The sequence below is a fragment of the Streptomyces thermolilacinus SPC6 genome (assembly GCF_000478605.2).
In the GTDB taxonomy this organism is placed as follows: domain Bacteria; phylum Actinomycetota; class Actinomycetes; order Streptomycetales; family Streptomycetaceae; genus Streptomyces; species Streptomyces thermolilacinus.
In genome coordinates, this window is sequence record NZ_ASHX02000001.1 from 3,592,034 (window position 1) to 3,610,970 (window position 18,937).

At 73.8% G+C, this 18,937-nt stretch carries 19 protein-coding genes; 14 read left to right on the forward strand and 5 right to left on the reverse strand.

The window, feature by feature from the left end; genetic code table 11:
* The first annotated feature begins 65 nt into the window (after window positions 1–65).
* Window positions 66–644 (forward strand): TetR/AcrR family transcriptional regulator, encoded by a 579-nt coding sequence (locus J116_RS15635; protein ID WP_023588009.1) that lies wholly within the window; start codon window positions 66–68, stop codon window positions 642–644.
* A gap of 170 nt (window positions 645–814) precedes the next feature.
* Here J116_RS15635 and J116_RS15640 read toward each other — a convergent pair whose 3' ends face one another.
* On the reverse strand, window positions 815–1,744 hold the full coding sequence (locus J116_RS15640; protein ID WP_023588010.1) for an aminoglycoside phosphotransferase family protein: 930 nt from the start codon (window positions 1,742–1,744) through the stop codon (window positions 815–817).
* Window positions 1,745–1,874: 130 nt separating this feature from the next.
* Between J116_RS15640 and J116_RS15645 the strand changes: the two genes are divergently transcribed.
* The gene (locus tag J116_RS15645) at window positions 1,875–2,411 is read left to right on the forward strand and encodes a GNAT family N-acetyltransferase (protein WP_037947706.1); all 537 of its coding nucleotides are present in this window, start codon (window positions 1,875–1,877) and stop codon (window positions 2,409–2,411) included.
* A 565-nt stretch (window positions 2,412–2,976) separates the two neighbouring features.
* Here the strand turns inward: J116_RS15645 and J116_RS15650 are convergent.
* A complete protein-coding gene (locus J116_RS15650) occupies window positions 2,977–3,972 on the reverse strand; it encodes a helix-turn-helix transcriptional regulator (protein ID WP_023588012.1) in 996 nt (331 codons plus the stop codon).
* 388 nt (window positions 3,973–4,360) lie between these two features.
* On the opposite strand from J116_RS15650, the gene J116_RS15655 reads away from it, so the two are divergent.
* The 9 genes from J116_RS15655 to J116_RS15695 all read left to right on the forward strand — a co-directional run bounded on the left by J116_RS15655 (window position 4,361) and on the right by J116_RS15695 (window position 13,068).
* Entirely contained in the window at window positions 4,361–4,543 is a 183-nt protein-coding gene (locus J116_RS15655; protein WP_023588013.1) for a hypothetical protein, read from the forward strand.
* A 46-nt stretch (window positions 4,544–4,589) separates the two neighbouring features.
* Window positions 4,590–5,558 (forward strand): LysR family transcriptional regulator, encoded by a 969-nt coding sequence (locus tag J116_RS15660; RefSeq protein ID WP_023588014.1) that lies wholly within the window; start codon window positions 4,590–4,592, stop codon window positions 5,556–5,558.
* Window positions 5,559–5,847: 289 nt separating this feature from the next.
* The gene (locus J116_RS15665; protein ID WP_079147744.1) at window positions 5,848–6,372 is read left to right on the forward strand and encodes a cobalamin B12-binding domain-containing protein; all 525 of its coding nucleotides are present in this window, start codon (window positions 5,848–5,850) and stop codon (window positions 6,370–6,372) included.
* Complete coding sequence (locus J116_RS15670; protein WP_023588017.1) at window positions 6,369–7,748, forward strand: methylaspartate mutase; 1,380 nt, start codon at window positions 6,369–6,371, stop codon at window positions 7,746–7,748. The genes J116_RS15665 and J116_RS15670 overlap by 4 nt, the downstream gene beginning before the upstream one ends.
* Window positions 7,745–8,716: a transporter substrate-binding domain-containing protein gene (locus tag J116_RS15675; RefSeq protein ID WP_023588018.1), complete on the forward strand. Its 972-nt coding sequence runs from the start codon at window positions 7,745–7,747 to the stop codon at window positions 8,714–8,716. The genes J116_RS15670 and J116_RS15675 overlap by 4 nt, the downstream gene beginning before the upstream one ends.
* A 41-nt stretch (window positions 8,717–8,757) precedes the next feature.
* Window positions 8,758–9,816, forward strand: coding sequence for a DMT family transporter (locus J116_RS15680; RefSeq protein ID WP_023588019.1), 1,059 nt, complete (start codon window positions 8,758–8,760; stop codon window positions 9,814–9,816).
* Window positions 9,813–10,898: an aspartate-semialdehyde dehydrogenase gene (locus tag J116_RS15685; RefSeq protein WP_023588020.1), complete on the forward strand. Its 1,086-nt coding sequence runs from the start codon at window positions 9,813–9,815 to the stop codon at window positions 10,896–10,898. The genes J116_RS15680 and J116_RS15685 overlap by 4 nt, the downstream gene beginning before the upstream one ends.
* Entirely contained in the window at window positions 10,895–12,013 is a 1,119-nt protein-coding gene (locus J116_RS15690) for an amino acid kinase family protein (RefSeq protein ID WP_023588021.1), read from the forward strand. The genes J116_RS15685 and J116_RS15690 overlap by 4 nt, the downstream gene beginning before the upstream one ends.
* A gap of 5 nt (window positions 12,014–12,018) precedes the next feature.
* Window positions 12,019–13,068: a TauD/TfdA family dioxygenase gene (locus J116_RS15695; RefSeq protein ID WP_051203773.1), complete on the forward strand. Its 1,050-nt coding sequence runs from the start codon at window positions 12,019–12,021 to the stop codon at window positions 13,066–13,068.
* On the opposite strand, the gene J116_RS15700 is transcribed toward J116_RS15695, so the two are convergent.
* A complete protein-coding gene (locus tag J116_RS15700; RefSeq protein WP_023588023.1) occupies window positions 13,029–13,772 on the reverse strand; it encodes a GDSL-type esterase/lipase family protein in 744 nt (247 codons plus the stop codon). The two genes, J116_RS15695 and J116_RS15700, sit on opposite strands and share 40 nt — an antisense overlap.
* Window positions 13,773–13,832: 60 nt before the next feature.
* On the opposite strand from J116_RS15700, the gene J116_RS15705 reads away from it, so the two are divergent.
* A complete protein-coding gene (locus tag J116_RS15705; protein ID WP_023588024.1) occupies window positions 13,833–14,852 on the forward strand; it encodes a hypothetical protein in 1,020 nt (339 codons plus the stop codon).
* Between the two features lie 45 nt (window positions 14,853–14,897).
* Here J116_RS15705 and J116_RS15710 read toward each other — a convergent pair whose 3' ends face one another.
* Both J116_RS15710 and J116_RS15715 read right to left on the reverse strand, forming a co-directional pair.
* Entirely contained in the window at window positions 14,898–15,791 is an 894-nt protein-coding gene (locus J116_RS15710) for a hypothetical protein (RefSeq protein ID WP_023588025.1), read from the reverse strand.
* 155 nt (window positions 15,792–15,946) lie between these two features.
* Complete coding sequence (locus J116_RS15715) at window positions 15,947–16,717, reverse strand: TetR/AcrR family transcriptional regulator (RefSeq protein WP_023588026.1); 771 nt, start codon at window positions 16,715–16,717, stop codon at window positions 15,947–15,949.
* 139 nt (window positions 16,718–16,856) lie between these two features.
* On the opposite strand from J116_RS15715, the gene J116_RS15720 reads away from it, so the two are divergent.
* Entirely contained in the window at window positions 16,857–17,852 is a 996-nt protein-coding gene (locus tag J116_RS15720) for a daunorubicin resistance protein DrrA family ABC transporter ATP-binding protein (protein WP_023588027.1), read from the forward strand.
* A complete protein-coding gene (locus J116_RS15725; protein ID WP_023588028.1) occupies window positions 17,849–18,727 on the forward strand; it encodes an ABC transporter permease in 879 nt (292 codons plus the stop codon). Before J116_RS15720 ends, J116_RS15725 begins: the two co-directional genes overlap by 4 nt.
* The last annotated feature ends 210 nt before the right edge of the window (window positions 18,728–18,937 follow it).

Below are 18,937 nucleotides of genomic sequence, written 5' to 3' on the forward strand. Positions count from 1 at the left end.
CTCCACAGGGGCAGTACTCTCACCGTAGTGGTCGCGGTGTAGTACTACGAGCGGAGTGGTTGCGGATGGTGAGGCGGAACGACGAACGGCGCGCGGCCCTGGTGGACGCGGCGATCGAGGTGCTGGCCAGGGAGGGCGCGCGCGGGCTGACGTACCGGGCGGTGGACACCGAGGCGACCGTCCCCCCGGGCACCGCGTCCAACTACTTCGCCAGCCGCGACGACCTGCTCACGCAGGCCGGGGCCCGGGTGTACGAGCGGCTCCAGCCCGACGAGGCGGTGTTCGCCCGGCATCGGGCGGCGGGGCGCGACCGGGAGACGTACGTGGAGCTGATGCGCGAGGTCGTGGCGCGGGTCGCCGCGTTCCGCACCGGCTACCTCGCGCTGCTGGAGCTGCGCCTGGAGGCGACCCGCCGCCCCGAGCTGCGCAGGGTCCTCACCGAGCGGGTCCGCGCCGACGTGGACGCCAACATCGCGTACCACGAGTCCTCCGGCCTGCCCGGCGACACCACGGCCGTGAAGCTCCTGATGCTGGCCCTGAACTGGCTCATCGTGGAGCAGCTCACCCTGCCGGACGTCTTCTCGGAGGCGGAACGCGACGAACTGGTCGCGGCGGCGGTGCGGCGCATCGTCACGGAGGACTGACGCCAGGCAGGACCCGGGGTGTGCCGGGTGCCCGGCCGGGCCGGGCGGGGCGGGGGCCTCAGCCGAACCGGAACAGCAGCCTGACGGCGTCGTCCCCGTGCAGGGCGGCGAGGGTCCGCATGACCGTCCAGACGGGTCCCGAGTGGCCCAGGCGGGGGCTCCGCGCCCCCTCAGTCGCCCCCCGTCCCGAACCACTCCTCCGCCAGGTCGTCCAGGGTGCTGCCGCGCGGCGGGTTCAGGCGGAGGTACCAGGCGAGGTCGGCGCACACATGGAGGAGCGTGTACGCCATCGACGTGCGCGGGTCCACCCGGTGGCCGTACGCGTCCGTGAGGCGGGCCATCAGCGACCGGTCGGCACCCGTGACGAAGACGCCCACGCCGACGAAGTCGTACGCCGGGTCGCCGATCATCGCGGGCTCGAAGTCGAACAGGCCCGACAGGCGCCAGCCGTCCGGTTCGACCATGAAGTGCTGGCGCATGACCTCTGTGTGCAGCAGCGCCGGGCGGGGCGGGACGCGCGGCAGCGGCACCGCCGCCAGGAAGTCCGGGATCTGCTCCAGCCACGCGTCCGGCAGGCCCCGGTCGCGCTGCCGGGCCACCGCCGCCGCCCGCTGCCGGTCCGTGAACGCGCCCCAGTCGCCGGGCCCCAGCACGTCCGCGAGCGGCGCCGGGTCCAGGGCGTGCAGCACCGCCAGCGCCTCGCCGATCTCCGCCACCAGCCGCTCCCGGGCGCCCGCCGGGACCGAATCCCACACGCGCGCCAGGTTCTGCCCCCGCAGCCGGGACATCAGCACGTACCGCCAGCCGTTCTCGTACGCCCCGGCCGCCCGCACCCGCGGGGTCGGCACCGGCAGCCGGTCCTCCAGGTACGACAGGACCCGCCCCTCCGCGAGGCCGTCCGCCGCGGCGGCGCCCGGGAACAGCTTCAGCACATGGTCGTCGCCCACCGCGTACACCGGCTGCGACCCCTCCGCGAAGCGCACCAGCGGCGCCCCCGCCAGGCCCAGGCGGGCGCACAGGTCCACTGCCCCCGGCCGCATCACCGCCTCATCGGGTACGACGGCATCCCAGTCCTCGTCCGTTTCCCCCATGGGCAGCATGGGCGGACGGTAGGGCCCAACCGGCCTCCGGGGCAATGGGGTTAATGGGTTGAGCGGCCGCCGTCCGGTGGTGAGGATGGGGCGCGTGGACCGCCTGGAAGCCGCCGAGCCCCTTCTCCGCACCGCGCGGATGGAACTGCGCCCCTTCACCGGGCACGACGAGCCGCTGATCGTCGCGCTGGACGGCGACCCCGAGGTGATGCGGTACCTCACCGGCGGGCGGCCGACGCCCCCGCAGGCCGTACGGGAACGGGCCCTGCCCCGGCTCATGCGGCGGTACGCGTGCCTCGGCGGCCTGCCGGGCTTCTGGGCCGCGCGGGAGGGCGAGGCGTTCCTCGGGTGGTTCGAACTGCGGCCGGTCCAGGACGACAGCGCCGACACGGTGGAGCTGGGCTACCGGCTGCGGCGCGACGCGTGGGGGCACGGGTACGCCACCGAGGGGGCGCGGGCGCTGGTCGAGCTGGCCTTCACCGGCCTGGGCGTCCAGCGGATCACCGCCAACACCATGACGGTCAACGCCGGTTCCCGGCGCGTCATGGAGAAGAGCGGGCTCGTGTACGTGCGGACGTACTTCGGGGACTGGCCCGAGCGGATCGACGGCTCCGAGCACGGGGAGGTCGAGTACGAAATGACGCATGACGACTGGCGGTTGCGCCGCCCCGAGTAACCCGCACCCTGCGACGAACGGTGCCCCCAGGCCCCCGCCGGTTGGCCCAGGCGCCCGCGCGCTGCCCCGGGGCCCGGCGCCCGCGCGACGCGTGCCGTCCTGCGGGCCGCAGTCCGCTGTGGCTTCCCTGTGCGGGGCCGCGTCGCCCTGCCGGGCGGGTCCGCTCCGCTGTGGGTTCCGCCCCCGTTGTGGGCAGGCGTTCCGCACGGCGGAACGGGTGGGCACAACGGGGTGCCCCGCCCAGAGGGTTGCCCACCTGTGCGTGAGGCGCTGGTACCGGTACTCGGCAAGACCGCTGTGCCCACCCGTTCCGCCCCTGGCGGACCAGCTGCCCACAGCGTAAGCGTCCCGCAGGGCAGGGCAGCTCCACCCCGCACGGGGTGGAGCCGTGTTGGGCGTCGTGCGGGGGGCTGCGCACGGCGGAGGGGGCGGAGCGACTCCGGGGTCGCGCCGTGCCGGACGGGCGCAACCGGGGTCCGTCCGGGTCGAGTCGGCGCCGTGCGGGGGCCTGGGGGCTGCGGGGGCGGGAGCCCCGGGGGGTCGGTGAGCAACCGGGCCCGCACGCTCACCGCTCGCGGGGGAGCCAGCCGTTCTGGACCGCCCGGACGCCCGCCTCGAAGCGGCTCCGCGCGCCCAGCCGCTCCATCAGCTGCGTCGCGATCCGCCGGGCCGTGCGGTGCGAGACGCCCAGCCGCTTCGCTATCGCCTCGTCCGTGTGGCCCTCCGCCAGCAGCCGCAGCGCCGTCGCCTCCTGGCCGCTCAGCCCGTTCACGTCCCGCTTGCGGACCGTGCCCAGCGGCGTGGCCATCTCCCAGATGCTGTCGAACAGGGCGCACAGCGCCGTCAGCGTGCCGCTCCCCGTCAGGATCACCGCGCCCGCGCTCGTGTCCTCGCAGTCCACCGGCAGCAGCGCCAGCTCCCGGTCCGCTATCAGCATGCGCGTCGGCAGCGCCGCCACCGTCCGGACCTCCGCGCCCAGTTCGGTGAGGAAGTCCGCGTGGGCGACGGTCGCCTGGCTGTTGCGCATCGAGTCCAGGTACACCGTCCGCATCCTCACCCCGCGCCGCAGCAGCTGCTCGTTCAGCGGGCGGGACGAGCGCAGCGCGTCCTCCGTCTGCGCCCCGTCCGGCGCGAACGACATCACCTCGTGCCGGATGTCCCGCTGGAGCGACGCCAGCCGCTCCCGTACGGCGTCGAGGCCGACGAGCTGCTCGACACCGGGGTTCGTGGCGTCCGCCTCCTGCCCCGCGTACTCGGAGATCAGCTTCGCGGCGGCCGCCCGCGACATCTCGATGCGGTGCTGGTGCGCGGCCAGCTCCGCGGACTGCCGGGCCAGCAGCGTCTCCAGGCCCAGGTCGGGGCTGACGGCCCGCAGCCGGCCCGGGTGCTCGTACGAATCCGCGACCAGGCCGAGCCGGGAAAGCCGGTCCTGTGCCGAACGGACCGATTCGGCGGAAATGCCGAGGCGGTCCCCGAGCTGCTCCACGTCTTCCCGCGGGCATCTGAGCATCAGGCGGTAGACGGACTCGGCGGTGCTGTCCAGTCCGAGTGATTCGAGCAAGCTCTCCCCCTTGAGCCACGGAATATGCCTCAGGCACCCGCGCGATGATAGGCCCCGGCCGACTGGGGCAACAAGGCCGTATTGCCATTCGGCCCATGTCAACGGCATGTGCCGGCCCCACCGGAGGCCGGAACTTGCCGCTCCGGCAGGTGGACACCTTGGGTCAAGGACGGATCTGGCCACCGGAAACCGCTTCACCGGTGCCGCACGACCGGCAAAGCTTGATCCCGTCGACGGCACCGGAACCGTCGGCGGCCTTCCGGAAGTACGTCTGGCGCATCGCTCTTTCCGTGCGTCGGCACCCACGCGCCCATTCGCCTTTCACGGCGTGTTTCGGACGCGTTAACCGTGCCTGTTTCAGTCCGCCTTTCAACTTAAGGAATCAGCCATGTTCGCGCTCGGTCTCGTTCGTGCCGCTGTCGTCACCGCCGTCCTCGGCTGCGCCGCCCTCGTGGCCCCCGCCGCCATGGCGGCCGGTGACACGTCGCCCGCCCTGGTGGCCACGGCGGCGACCACGCCGACGACCACGTCGGGCGACTCCGGCGAGGACGACTGGACCTGGCAGCGGTGACGCAGTGGCCCCCACCCACCCCTGTGACTGAACCCTGGGAGTCCTCGTGGACATAAGGCAACTGACCACATTTCACAAAGTCGCGACCCTGCTCAGCTTCACCCGCGCCGCGACGGAGCTCCGGTACGCGCAGTCCAGCGTCACCGCCCAGATCAAGAACCTGGAGTCGTCCCTGGGCGTCGAGCTGTTCGAACGGCTCGGCGCCAGGATCCAGCTGACCCCGGCCGGGCAGCGGCTGCTCCCGTACGCCGAGCAGATGCTCGCCCTCGCCGGTGAGGCGCGCGGTGTCGCGGCGGGCGGCGGCGAGCCGTCCGGGATGCTGACCGTCGGCACGATGGAGAGCATCACCTCGTACCGCATGCCGCCCGTGCTGGAGTTCTTCCACCACCGCTACCCGCAGCTCCAGCTCGTGCTGCGGCCCAGCCTGTGCGCGGAGACCCTGTACTCGCTGCGTCAGGGCACCTTCGACATGGGCTTCCTCATGGAGGCCGAGACCCGCCACTCCGGCGTGGAGAGCGAGGTGCTGGGCGCCGAGCCGCTCGTCGTGGTGGCCGCTCCCGGCCACCCGCTGGCCCAGGAGGAGAAGGTCACCCTCGACCAGCTCCGCGAGGTGCAGGTGCTGGCGCCCGAGGCGGGCTGCGCCTACCGCGAGCTGTTCGAGGCCGAGCTGAACAGCGGCTCCGGCGAGCCCGTGCCGTTCCTGGAGTTCGGCAACATCGAGTCCATCAAGCGCGGTCTGGCCGCCGGTCTCGGGGTCGCCCTGCTGCCCACGATGACCGTCGCCGACGACCTGGCGGCGGGCTCGTTCGCCGCGCTCGCCTGGGAGCCGCCGTTCGAGGTGTACACGCAGCTCGCCTGGCGCCGGGGCCGGCGGCAGACCCGCGAGATGCGGCTGTTCATCGAGCGGACCATGGAGTGCATGGCGAGCGAGTACGACCCGGTCGCCGCCTCGCCCGCCACCGCGGGCTCCCCGGCCGAGCCGGCCGGGCCGGACGGCGACACCGGCCCTGCCTGACGCCCGAGGGCGTACCGGCCGGTCCGCCGTGCCACCACCCGGCGCCCTCGCGCCCCTCGCGCACCCCGGGCGGGAGGCGCCCCACCGGCGGCGGACCGGCCGCCCCGCCCCACCCCCCGTGGCGCCCACTGGGACCCCCGCACAGCCGGGCGGCGCACCACCACGTCCCAGCCGGGCATCGAAACGCCTGATCCGCGCCATCGGGAATGTCCTGGGCTCCGTCCTGGACCCGAAACCACCCGAGCGGACAGCATTTCATCCGTCACTCCACCCCTTTGCGGAGAAGGTCATGACGAATATCGAGCGCCCGGCAAAAAAATTCATCGTGTCGAGCGTTTCCTCCGACGCCCACATGTGGAATCTGGTCTTCCTTCAACTCCTGCTGGAGGAGCACGGAGGGGAGGTCCACAATCTCGGCGCCTGCGTCCCGGACCAGGTCATCATCGACGAATGCCGGAAGGTCCGCCCTGATGTCCTGGTCCTCAGCACCGTCAACGGACACGGCCACATCGACGGGCTCCGGCTCATCAAGAAGATACGCAGCGAACCCGACCTGAAGGACCTGCGCGTCGTCATCGGCGGAAAGCTCGGCGTGCGCGGCGCGGAAAACGTGAAATTCATCCAGGGCCTCGCCGACGGCGGCTTCGACGGCGTCTTCGAGTCCGAGGGCGGGCTGCGGAACTTCCAGGAGTTCCTCGGCCTCGGCGGCCGTCCCGCCCCGCGCGCCCTGCCCCGCCCCCAGCCCGCCGTGCCCGTTCCCGGCATGGCCGAGGCCACCGAGGACGCGTCGCGGCTCGCGGAGGCCATCGCATGAGCCTCCTGACCCCGCCAGCCGCCGACCCCGTACGGCACGACGCCGCCGCGCCCGTACGGCCCGGTGGCGCCGCCGATCCCGCACGCCCCGGCACCGACGTGCCGTACGACAACCGCTTCTCCGCCTTCGTGCACCGCACCAGCCGCGCGGGCGGGCTCGTCGTCCAGCCGCGCATGGGCTTCGCGGAGATCCCCGTCATGCGCGACGGCCTCCTCGGTGTGCGCGCCGCCCGTGCCGCGTCCGTCGGCACCATCACCCTCGACAGCTACACCCGCGTCAACGACCACGAATCGGCCCGCGAGGCCCTGCGCACCGGCGCCGAACTCAACGGCTTCCCACTCGTCGCGCACGGTGCCGACACGACCCGCGCCATGCTCGCCGGGGTCGCCGGGCCGGACTTCCCCGTCCAGGTGCGGCACGGCTCCGCCCTCCCGTACCCGCTGTTCGAGGCGATGGTCGAGGCGGGCATCGACGCCACCGAGGGCGGGCCCGTCTCGTACTGCCTGCCCTACAGCCGCGTCCCGCTCAGCGAGGCCGTCGACGCCTGGTCCCGCTGCTGCGAACTGCTCGCCTCGCAGGAGCTGCAGATGCACCTGGAGAGCTTCGGCGGCTGCATGCTCGGCCAGCTCTGCCCGCCGAGCCTGCTCGTCGCGCTCAGCGTCCTGGAGGGCCTGTTCTTCGCCGAGCACGGACTGCGCAGCATCTCCCTGAGCTACGCCCAGCAGACCCACGCGGGCCAGGACCTGGAGGCCCTCGCCGCGCTGCGCCGCCTCGCCGGGGAACGCCTCGGCGACCTCGACTGGCACGTCGTCCTCTACACGTACATGGGCGTCTACCCGCGCACCCCCGTCGGCTCGTTCCGCATCCTGGAGGACAGCGCCCGCCTCGCCGTCCGCAGCGGCACCGAACGGCTCATCGTCAAGACCCCGGCCGAGGCGCACCGCATCCCCACCGTCCAGGAGAACGTGGACGCGCTGGAGTTCGCCGCGTACGTCGCCGACGACGAGGCCCGCCACGGCAGGCCGCAGGAGCCCACCACGACCGGCGTGTACGAGGAGGCCCGGATGCTCGTGGACTCCACCCTGGAGCTCGCGCCGACCGTCGGCGCCGCCCTCGTCCGCGCCTTCGCCCGGGGCCACCTCGACGTGCCGTACTGCCTGCACCTCGACAACGCCAACCGCGCCCGCGCCTACGTCGATCCGGCCGGGCTGCTCCGCTGGCGCGACCCGGGCGCCATGCCCGTCACCGCCGACCCGGCCGCGGGACGCGACCCGCTGTCCGCGCAGGGCCTCATCGACATGCTCGGCTACAACGAGCGCCGCTTCGACCGCGAGCAACTGACCCGCGTCAACCACCCGCAGGGGAGCCTGACATGAGCGACGCCCTCACCCTGACCCGCCCGGCCGCCACTCTGGAGGGCGTGCGCGCCCGCGGGGCCGTCCGCGCGGTCGTCAGCCGCGGCATCCGGGGCCTGTCCCTGCGCGGCGCCGACGGCACCTGGACCGGCCTGGACACGGACGTGGCGCGCGCGGTCGCCGCCGCCGCGCTGGGCGACCCGGACGCCGTCGAGTGGCTGCCCTCCGACCCCGCCGGACGGCTGGACCCGCTGCGCGCCGGGGACGCCGACCTGACCGTCTGCAACCTGACCTGGACGCTCGGCCGCGAAGCCGCCTGGCCGGTCCTCTTCGCCGGGGTGACCTGCTACGACGGCGAGGGCTTCCTCGTCCGCCAAGGCAGCGGCGTCGAACACCCCGAGGACCTGCACGGCAAGCGCCTCGCCGTGCAGGCGGGCACCACCAGCGCCGCCAACCTCGCCGCCTGGTACGGCCCGCGCGGCCTGGCCGTCGAGCCCGTCGCGTACCCGACACCCGCCGAGACCCTCGCCGCGTACGCGAGCGGCGACTGCGCGGCGTACGTCCTGGACCGCACCGCCCTCGCCGGGGAGCGGGCCGCGCTGCCCGACCCGGAGGCCCACGTCATCCTCGACGCGGCCATCTCCCGCGAACCGATGGCCGCCGCCGTACGCGACGACGACGCCGACTGGTACCGGCTGTGCCGCTGGGTGCTCCAGCTCCTCGTCGCCGCCGAACACCACGCCGACGAGGCCGAGCGGGGCCCGGGAGGGAGGGCCGAAGGGCTCGCCGAGGCCGCCCGGCTGGCAGGCCGGCACGGCCCCTCGCTCGGACTCGACGAGGGCTGGGCGGCGCGGGTGCTCGACGCGACCGGCACGTACGGCGACATCTACGAGCGCAACCTCGGCGCCGCGTCCGGCCTCGGCGTGCCGCGCGGACTCAACGAACTGTGGACCAGAGGCGGACTGCACTTCGCCGTCCCGCTGGTCTGACCTCACCCACCCCGTCCACCCCCGTGTGAGAGGACCCCCCTATGAGTACGGAGACACGCTCCGCGAGCACCGAGCTGAAAGGATCGATCGAGCTCACCGCGGCGATGATCCTGTCCGGCACGCTCGGCATCTTCGTCGTCGAGTCGGGCGCTTCGCCCTTCAACGTCGTCTTCTTCCGCTGCCTGTTCGGCGCGGTCGCCCTCGGCCTCTACTGCCTGGTCCGCGGCTTCTTCAAGAACCACGGCTTCACCCCGAAGAAGGTCGGCCTGGCCGCCCTGGGCGGTGTCTTCATCGTCTTCAACTGGGCGTTCCTCTTCGAGTCGTACGAGTCGACCTCGATCACCGTGGCGACCGTCGTCTACCACACGCAGCCGTTCTACGTGATGCTGCTCGGCGCGGTCCTGTTCCGCGACAAGATCACCGCGACGAAGCTCGGCTGGCTCGTCGTCGCGTTCGCCGGCCTGGTCCTCGTCGCCGGGGTGTCCCTGTCCGACTTCCAGGACGGCGACAAGAGCGGCTACCTCGCCGGGCTCGGCCTGGCCCTGCTCGCCGCCGTGTTCTACGCCCTGTCCACCGTCATCACCAAGCGTGTCACCGGCGTGAAGCCGCACCTCGTGGCGCTGATCCAGGTCGTGCTCGGCATCCCGCTGCTGGCGCCGTTCGCCGCGTTCGGCGAGATGGGCGGCATGGGCGCCGACTGGGGCTGGCTGATCGGCCTGGGCCTGATCCACACGTGCCTCATGTACGTGCTGATGTACTCCTCGTACCAGAAGCTGCCCACCGCGAAGATCGCCGTCCTGGCCTTCGTCTACCCGGCCGTCGCCATGCTCTGCGACTGGGCCGTGTACGGGCACAGCATCACCCTGCTCCAGGCGCTCGGCATCCCGCTCATCGTCGGGGCGAGCCTCGGTGTGAACCTCGGCTGGACCTTCGGCCCGCGCCGTGCCGCCGCCGAGCCGGCCGCCGACAAGCCCGCGGCCGGTGCCGCCGACAAGGCCGCCGACAGCGCTTCCTCCTCCGCACCGCTGCCGTCCGGGGCCCGGACCACGGCCGGGACCACCGACGCAGCCGACAAGATCACGATTGGAGAGTCGCGATGACTCCTGGCACCACCACCCTCGAGGCCACCGGCACCGCCGGGGCCACCGTCCCCCCGCGCGTCGCCATCGTCGGCGCCACCGGCGCCGTCGGCAGCACGCTCATGGAGCTGATGGAGTCGCGCGGCTTCCGCTACGGCGAGCTGCACCTGGTCGCCTCCTCCCGCTCGGCGGGCCGCGTCCTGACCGTCGGGGAGCGCGAGTACACGGTCGTCGCCGTCGAGGACTTCGACTTCTCCCGCGTGGACGTCGCGTTCTTCTCCGCCGGTACGGCCGTCAGCGAGAAGTGGGTGCCCGTCGCCACCGAGGCGGGCGCGCTCGTCATCGACAACACGATCGCCTTCCGCATGGACCCGGACACGCCGCTGGTCGTGCCGCAGGTCAACGCCCACGAGCTGGACCGGCGCCCCGCCTCGGGGATCGTCGCCAACCCGAACTGCTCGACCATCCCGCTCGTACGGCTGCTGCGCGGCGTCGAGGACCGCTGGGGCGTCCGCAACGCGGTCGTCAGCACCTACCAGGCCGCCTCCGGCCTCGGCTACTCCGGTGTGGAGGAGCTCCAGGAGTCCAGCCGGGCCGCCCTCCAGGGCCCCGACGCCGACTTCGAGGCGACCCACTTCCGCCCGACGCTCGCCTTCAACGTCATCCCGAAGATCGACCGCTTCCTCGACTCCGGCTTCACGCTGGAGGAGGAGAAGATGCTCCGCGAGTCCCGCAAGATCCTCGGCCTGCCGCACCTGGACGTCACCACCACCTGCGTCCGCGTGCCCGTCGCCAACTGCCACTCCGAGGCCGTGTACGTGGAGTGCCAGGAGCCCGTGGACCGCGCCGAGCTGGTCCGGCTCCTCGCCGCCCTCCCGGAGGTCCGGGTCCACGACGAGGAGACCATCAGCGCGTTCCCGACGCCGGCCGTGGTGGACAGCTCCGACATCGTCCACGTCGGGCGGGTCCGCGTCACGCAGAACAACCCGCGCGCGTTCTGGCTGTGGCTCGTCGCCGACAACCTCCGCATCGGCGCCGCCCTCAACGCCCTCCAGATCGGCGAGGAGCTCGTCGCCCGCGGCACCCTGGAGGGCAGGCCGTGAGCGCACCCGCCGTCCTCAAGTTCGGCGGGTCCAGCTTCCGCACACTCGCCGCGTACGGAGACCTCGCGCGGGCGCTCAGCGACCGGATCGAGCGCGAGGGGACCCGGCTCGTCGTGGTCGTCAGCGGCCAGCCCGGTGAGACCGAGCAGTTCCGCGAGCGCCTCAACCAGGTCAACCCGCACCCAGAGGACGAGACCGTCGCCGGGCTGCTGACCCTCGCCGACACGATCGGCGCCCAGCTGCTGTCCACCGCGCTCAACCGGGTCGGACGCACCGCGACCGTCCTCGCCGGACACCAGCTGGGCCTGGTCACCAACTCCAACTTCATGTGGGCCCGCCTCGAACACACCGACCCCGAGCCGCTGCGCACCGCGCTGCGCGACCACGAGGTGGTCGTCGTGCCGGGCGGGCAGGCCGCCGACGCGCAGGGCCGCCCGACGTGGCTCGGCAAGAACAGCTCCGACCTGTCGGCGGTGGCGGTCGCCGCGGCCGTCGGCGCCGACCGCTGCGAGATCCACTCCGACGTGGACGGCATCTACAGCACCGACCCGCACCTGGTGAGCGGCACCCGGCTGCTGAAGGAGGTCTCGTACAACATCGCCGCGCTGATGTCCCTGTACGGGGCGAAGGTGCTGCACCGCAGGGCCGTGCGGCTGGCGCAGAAGCACCGCGTGGAGATCGTCTGCCGCCTCAACCGGGCGCCGTTCACGATCGGTTCGGTCATCGGCACGGGCGGTACGGAGGCGTCGGCGGTGGTGCTCAACCAGCGCTCCGTCGCCCTGTCGTACGACTCCGACGCCGAAGCCGACCAGGCGTTCAACGCCTTCCACAACGCGAACATCGACACGATCCGCCTCACCACCGGGCCGCGGGTGGCCGTCATCGGCGGCTTCGTGGACCTGGAGGAGTTCCAGCGCCGCAACGGCCTGACCCCCGGCACGTACGCGGGTGTCCCCGTCACGGCCCTGCGCGGCAGCAAGGTCGCCACGCACCTCGCGCCGGGCGAGGACGCCGCCCTGCACCTGGCGCAGTGGCTGCACGACCGCCTCCAGGACCCCGACGCGCCGCTGCCCGAGCCCGAATCCGACTCCATACCCGTACTAGAGGGAGTGTGACCGACATGACCACCACCGCCGACCGTCCGCTCGCGCCCGCCGCGGACCGGAGCACCGTGGCGGTGCCCACCTTCGCCGAGATCCGTCTGCCCGACGAGGTCCGGGACGCGCTCGGCACGGCGCTCACCGCCGTCGGCGACCCGACGACGGACATCGACCACGCGATGACCCGCTACCACCAGGCGTTCGCCGCGCTGCCGACCGGGCTGCTCCAGCAGCTCATCGACTTCGGCCGCCACATCGACGCGCCCGGCGTCGCCCTGGTGGACAACCTGCCCGTGGACCCCGAGCTGCCGGACACCCCGGACGACGGCGGCCCCGCCCGGGGCAAGGCCACGTTCGTCGCGGAGGGCGTCCTGCTGGGGCTGAGCGGCCTGCTGGGCGAACCGATCGGTGTCACCACCGAGAAGGCCGGCCGCCTCGTCCACGACGTGATCCCCGTCCAGGGCGGCGCCCGCACGCAGACCAACCAGGGCTCGGAGGTGTTCCTCAACTTCCACAGCGACATCACGCACGACGTGATCGGCCGGTACGACATCGCCAACCCGGACTTCCTGGTCCTGAGCTGTGTGCGCGCCGACCACGAGGGCATCGCCATGACCAGTTACGCCGACGCCCGCGACATCTCGGCGGCGCTCGAACCGGAGGTGCTGGAGACGCTGCGCTCCCCGCTGTTCCGGCTCAACGCGCCGGGCAGCTACACCCGCGACGTCGCCGGTGACACCGAGGTCCTCTCCGACCCGGTCCCGCTGATCAGCGGCGCGGGCGAGTACCCGGAGATCGTGATCTCCGCGAACGGCGTACGGGCCCTCACCAGCGGCGCCGAGGCCGCCCTGTCCCGCCTCCAGGAGGTCTGCCGGGCCGTGTCCCACACGGTACGGCTCCGCCCGGGGCAGGCCCTGCTGATCAACAACCGCAAGGGCGTCCACGCCCGGTCCACGTTCACGGCCCGCTACGACGGCCGCGACCGCTGGCTGCAGCGCACCTACGTCCGCCGCAACCTGTGGGACATCCGCTACCGCGTCACCCCGGACAACCGCCGGGTGCACTTCTGACCGTCACGGGGGTGGGCCGGTCCGTAGGGGCCGCCCCACCCCCAGGTCTCGTACAGCGCCCGGGCGAAGGCGGCGGCCAGCTTGTGCTCGCCCGCCGGGCCCGGGTGCGTGCCGTCGTACGTGTCCGCCCGCAGGTCGTACCCGGCGGGCGGCGCGGCCACGACCAGCGGTGAGCGCGGCGTGGACAGCTCGGCGGCCGTCGCCGCGAGGAGGCCGTTGAAGCGGGCGCACTCCGCCGCGAACGGCGGCTCCTCCTCGGCCCGGACGTTCGGGATGACCGGCAGCAGCACCGCCCGCACGTCCGGGTTGGCGGCGCGGGCCGCCGCCAGGAACGCGCGGACGTTCTCCGTCGTCTGGTCGCTGTTGGTGTAGAAGCCCAGGTCGATCAGGCCGAGCGACACGAGGAGCGTGTCCGCCCCGGTCGCCGCGACGGCGCCCCCGACGAGCGGCGCCATGTGCAGCCAGCCCTCGCCCCATCCCGCCAGATGCGCCCGCGCCCCCGCGGGGAACGACGGGTCCGCGTACGCCGTGGACACCGGGGCGCCCGCCTCGTGGTCGTACAGCGTCGAGCGGGGGCCGACGATCGCGTACCCGCCGGGGCCGAAGGACGCCTCAAGGTGCTGCCACATGCGGTAACGCCAGGTGTGCTCGCCCGCGCTGCCGATGGTCATGGAGTCGCCGACGAACATGAACCTGGGACGCATGGCCGCCATCATGGCCGGTGGGCGGCGCCCGACGCCACGTGACCATGGACACTGGACGGCATGGCCTCCCTCCGCGCGTCCACCGTCCTCGCAGCGGCTCTCCTCCTGTCGGCGGTCACCGTACCGACCGCCTCAGCCGACGACCCCGACGGCTTCACGCTCCAGGACCCCCGCATTACCGAGTCCAGCGGCCTCGCCGCGAGCCGCGCGCACCCCGGCGTGTACTGGACGCACAACGACCAGGACGAGCCGCGCGTCTTCGCCGTGGACGGGCGCACCGGAGAGACCGTCGCGACAGTCACCCTGCGCGGCGTCGGCAGGCCCCGCGACATGGAGGCGATCTCCGTCGGCCCCGACGGGTACGTCTACGTCGGCGACATCGGGGACAACCTCAACGGCTCCTGGAGCCATGTGTGGATCTACCGCTTCCGCGAGCCGGAGCGGCTGCGCGACCAGGCCGTGGACGCCACGCAGTACACGGTCCGGTACGAGGACGGGCCGCGTGACGCGGAGGCGCTGATGGTCCACCCGCGCACCGGCCGCGTCTACATCGCGTCGAAGAACGAGGAGGGCGGCGGCCTGTACGAGGGCCCGGCCAAGCTGTCCGCGAAGGGCGCCAACGTGTTCCGGCGGGTCGGGGAGGTGCCGTGGGTGACGGACGGCGCGTTCTCGCCGGACGGGACGCGGCTGGTGCTGCGCGGTTACTTCAGCGCGCGCGGCTACGCCTGGAAGGACGGGCGGCTGGGCCCCGACGACCGGGTGCGGGCGCCGGTCCTGGCCCAGTCGGAGTCGGTGACGTACACGCTGGACGGCTCGGCGCTGCTGTTCGGCACGGAGGGCGAGCGCGCCCGGGTCGCGCGGGTCCCGGTGGAGGGCACGGGCGCGGCCCCGTCCCCGTCGGGAGGTTCCGGTACGGGCACGGGGCCGGGGGCGGCGTCCGGGGGCGGCGCGGGGGACGGCCGGGGGGACGGCGCGGAGGGCGGCGGGTCGGCCTACACGCTGGGCCTGGTCGCGCTGGGCGCGGCACTGCTGCTGGGCCTGCGCAGGCTGCGCGGCAGGGGCGGGGCGTCCGGGGAGTGAGGTCCGGTGGCCGGACGCCCCGGTGGCCGGGCGCCCGGCGGTGGCTCAACGGCACTTCACGGTCGGCCCGTCGACCATGGCCCCGGCGACCTGCTGGCCGTTCGGCGTCCAGTAGCCGAGCTTCGACACGACGGTCGAGCAGGTGTCGGCCGGGATCGTGACATGGACGGTCACGGTGGCGGGACGGCCGGGCTGGAGGTCGGTGAGGGCGCAGTCCAGCGCGTGCGGGCTGCGGGCGGTGGAGGGGTAGCGGCCGGTCAGCGGGTTGACGCAGCGCACGTCGGTGGAGTCGAGCCGGATGCCGGTGCCGGGCTCGCCGATGAGCCCCAGGCGGGCGCTGCCGTCGCCGTCGTCGGCGGTCCGCTCGACCGTGTACGTGAGGGTGGTGGTCGTACCGGGGGCGAGCGCGGCCGGGGGCGCGACCTCGATGCGGTGCCCGGACACGGGCTTGGGCGCGGCGAAGGTGAATGTCCCCTCGACGGTGCCGGTCAGCGGCACGGCGCCGGTCCGGGGCGCGCCGCCCAGGCTGACGGCGGCCGTGAACGCGTACGTGCCGGGCCCCGGGTACGTGGCGCGGCCGCCCAGGGTGCCGGACGCGGTGTCGTCCTCGTCGTCGCCCCGGCGGGCGGTCCACGTACCGGAGACGGTGCAGGCGCAGTCGGCGGCGGCGGTCACGGTCATGTTGGCCCCGGCGACGGTGACGCACAGTCCGACGGCGGGCCCGGCGGGCCGTTCGTCCCCGCTCTGCTCCAGGGGCGCGGCGGGGGAGCAGGTGATCACGGCCGGCGGGGGCGCGGCGGGCACCCCCGCGGAGGGCGCGGCGGCCGGGGCGGCCGGGGCGGCGCCCGCGAGGACGGGCACCCCGGCGGAGGGCGCGGCGCCCGCGAGGACGGTCAGGCCCGCCACGGCGAGGGCCGTCAGGGGAGTTCCGAGACGCACTGCGTGCCTCCAGGTCTGTGCTGCTGCGTCGGCTGTACCCCACCGATCCTGCGCGCCCCCCGCCCGCCCCGCGCGCCGACTGCTCCATCAGGCGCACGCCGCGTCGCCCCCGGCGCCTCCCGACAGGGCCGGGCGCTTCCGCCCCCGACGGCCCGTCAGCCGCGTGCCGCCCGAGCCTCCGCGACCCTCGCCTCGAACCCCCGCACCAGGCACCGCAGCCCGAACGCGAAGTGGTCGAACTCCACCGAGAACGTGTCCTCCGAGAGCTGCGCCATCAGCGGGAACCGCCCGCTCTCCATGACCCGGGACAGGATCGGCTCCTGGCTGCTCCAGAACTCCTCGTCGCTGACGCCGGTCTCCTTCGCCGCCTCCGCCGCGTCGATCTCCATCCGGGCGATGCCGCTGGTGAAGCTCTGCACGGCGATGATCACCGACAGGGTCTCGGGGTCGCTCAGCCCCATCCCGCGCAGCGCCGCCAAGGCCGCCTCCAGACCGCGCAGCGAGCCGGGGCCGAGGACGCTGCGGCTCTGGTTGACCTTCAGCAGCCAGGGGTGGCGCCGGTACAGGCGGAGATGGCCGCGTGCCAGGGCCTCGACGCCCTCGCGCCAGTCGTCCGGGGGCTCGGGCGCGCCGGGCGGCGGGTCCTGCACCCGGTCGAGCATCAGGTCCAGCAGCTCGGCCTTGCCGGGGACGTATCGGTACAGGGACATCGTGCCGGTGCCCAGCTCGGCCGACAGCCGCCGCATCGACACGGCGCCGAGCCCCTCCGCGTCGGCCAGCTCGACCGCCGCCGTGACGATCCGGTCCAGGGTCAGCCCCCGTTTCGGCCCGCGACTGGGCGGTTCGCCCGTCCCCCACAGGAGCTCCAGGCTGCGGTTGACGTCCCCGCTGCCGCTCGTGGTCGTGTCGCTCGCGCTGCCGGTCATGGCGTCAGCGTACGGCCCGGGAAAGGCTTCGGCCGAAAAACTGAGTACGCCGTACGCTTCGTTGGGTACGGTGTACTCGGTTTCGGTGCGGCGGGTCTGGCGGCACCGGTGCGAGCCGACGGCGACAGAGGGGAACCGAGTGGACACGACCTATGCGATCAGGGCCGAAGGCCTGCGGAAGGAGTACGGCGGCGAACCCGCCCTGGACGGCTTCGACCTGGCCGTGCGCCCCGGCACGGTCCACGGGCTGCTCGGGCCCAACGGCGCGGGGAAGACCACCGCCGTGCGGGTCCTCGCCACGCTGCGGCGGCTCGACGGCGGGCGCGCCGAGGTGGCCGGGGTGGACGTGGCCCGCCACCCCGGCCGGGTACGGGCGCTGATCGGCCTCACCGGCCAGTACGCCGCCGTGGACGAGATCCTGACCGGCCGTCAGAACCTGGAGATGTTCGGCCGCCTCTTCCACCTCGGCCGTCGCGGCGCCCGGCGGCGCGCCGGTGAGCTGCTGGAGCGGTTCGGCCTGACGGAGGCCGCCGACCGGGGCGTCGAGGGGTACAGCGGCGGCATGCGGCGCCGCCTCGACCTGGCCGCCTCGATGATCCTCGCGCCCCGCGTGCTGTTCCTGGACGAGCCGACGACGGGCCTCGACCCCCGCGCCAGGGGTGAGGTGTGGGACGCCGTGCGGAACCTGGTCGCGGGCGGCACGACCGTCCTGCTGACCACGCAGTACCTGGACGAGGCCGACCAGTTGGCGTCGCACGTCACCGTCATCGACCGGGGCCGCGCCATCGCGGACGACACTCCCGAGGCGCTCAAGGACCGCGTCGGCGGCGACCGCGTCGAGGTCGTCGCCGCCGACCCGGCCGACCTGCCCCGCGTCGCCGGGGCCGTGGCCCGCGTCAGCGACGGCGCGCCGCACGTCGCGGAGGCCGAGCGGCGCGTCCACGCCCAGGTGCGTGACCGGGTCGAGGCCCTCACGGAGGTCGCGCGGGTCCTGCGCGACGAGGGCGTGCCGATCGAGGACATCGGGCTGCGCAGGCCGACGCTGGACGACGTGTTCCTGCGCCTGACCGGCGCCGAAGCCGACCGGACGGCCGCCGCGCCCGCCATCCGCACCCGCGAAGGAGCCGCCGCGTGAGCACCCTGGCACCCCACCCCGCACCCCGCCCCGAGCTCTCCGCCGCGCCCGTGCCCCTCGCGGGCCGGTCGCGGGCCTACTGGGCGGTCGCGGACTGCTGGAACATCGTCCGCCGCACCCTCGTCCACTACCGCCGGAAGCCCGTCTTCATCGCCTGGCAGCTGGGCTTCCCCATCGTCTCCGTCCTGCTGTACGGCTATGTCTTCGGCGGGGCGATGCGGCCGCCGGGCGGCGGCGACGGCGGCACGGCCGCGGACTACCGCGCGTACCTGATGCCCGGCATGTTCGTGACGACGATGGCCTTCGGTTTCATGAGCACCGCCACGGCCGTGGTCACGGACGCGCAGAAGGGCGTCACCGACCGGTTCCGCTCCATGCCGATGGCCCCGTCCGCGGTGGTGACGGGACGCGGGGTCACCGACCTGCTCACCGCGTGCGCGGAGTTGACGATCCTGGCCGCGACGGCGCTGGCGATGGGCTGGCGCGCGGACGGCGGGGTGGCCGCGACGGCCGGGGCGTTCGCCCTGCTGCTGTGGCTGCGGTTCGCCCTGATCTGGCTGGGGGTGTGGCTGGGACTCGTACTGCCGAACGCCGAGGCGGCCGGTTCGCTGTACGCCGTGGCGTTCCCGCTGACCATGATCTCCAGCATCTTCGTGCCGACGTCCACCATGCCTGGCTGGCTGGGGGCGGTGGCCGCCTGGAACCCGCTGTCCTCCACCGCGTCGGCGGCACGCGGCCTGTTCGGCAACGAGGTGGCGTCGGACGGAAGCTGGGTGCAGGAGAACGCCCTGCTGATGGCGGTGGTGTGGCCGCTGGCCGTCACGGCCGTCTGCCTGCCGCTGGCCGTGCGGCGCTTCCGCGGGCTCAGCCGGTGAGCGGGCGGGTCCGAACCGCCTTGCGCTGAGCCGCGGTTGAGGCCCTGCCGCCCCCGGTGGCCGAGTCCGTACCGGGGAGGGGCGGCGCGATGGAGCCGATACGAGGCGGTGGGCGGGTCCGCGGAGGGGGAGTCCCGCGGACCCGCCCGGTCACGGGAGGCGGCCGTGGTCGGGGATGCCGCCCGTGACGACAGGGGGCCGGCCGGCGGC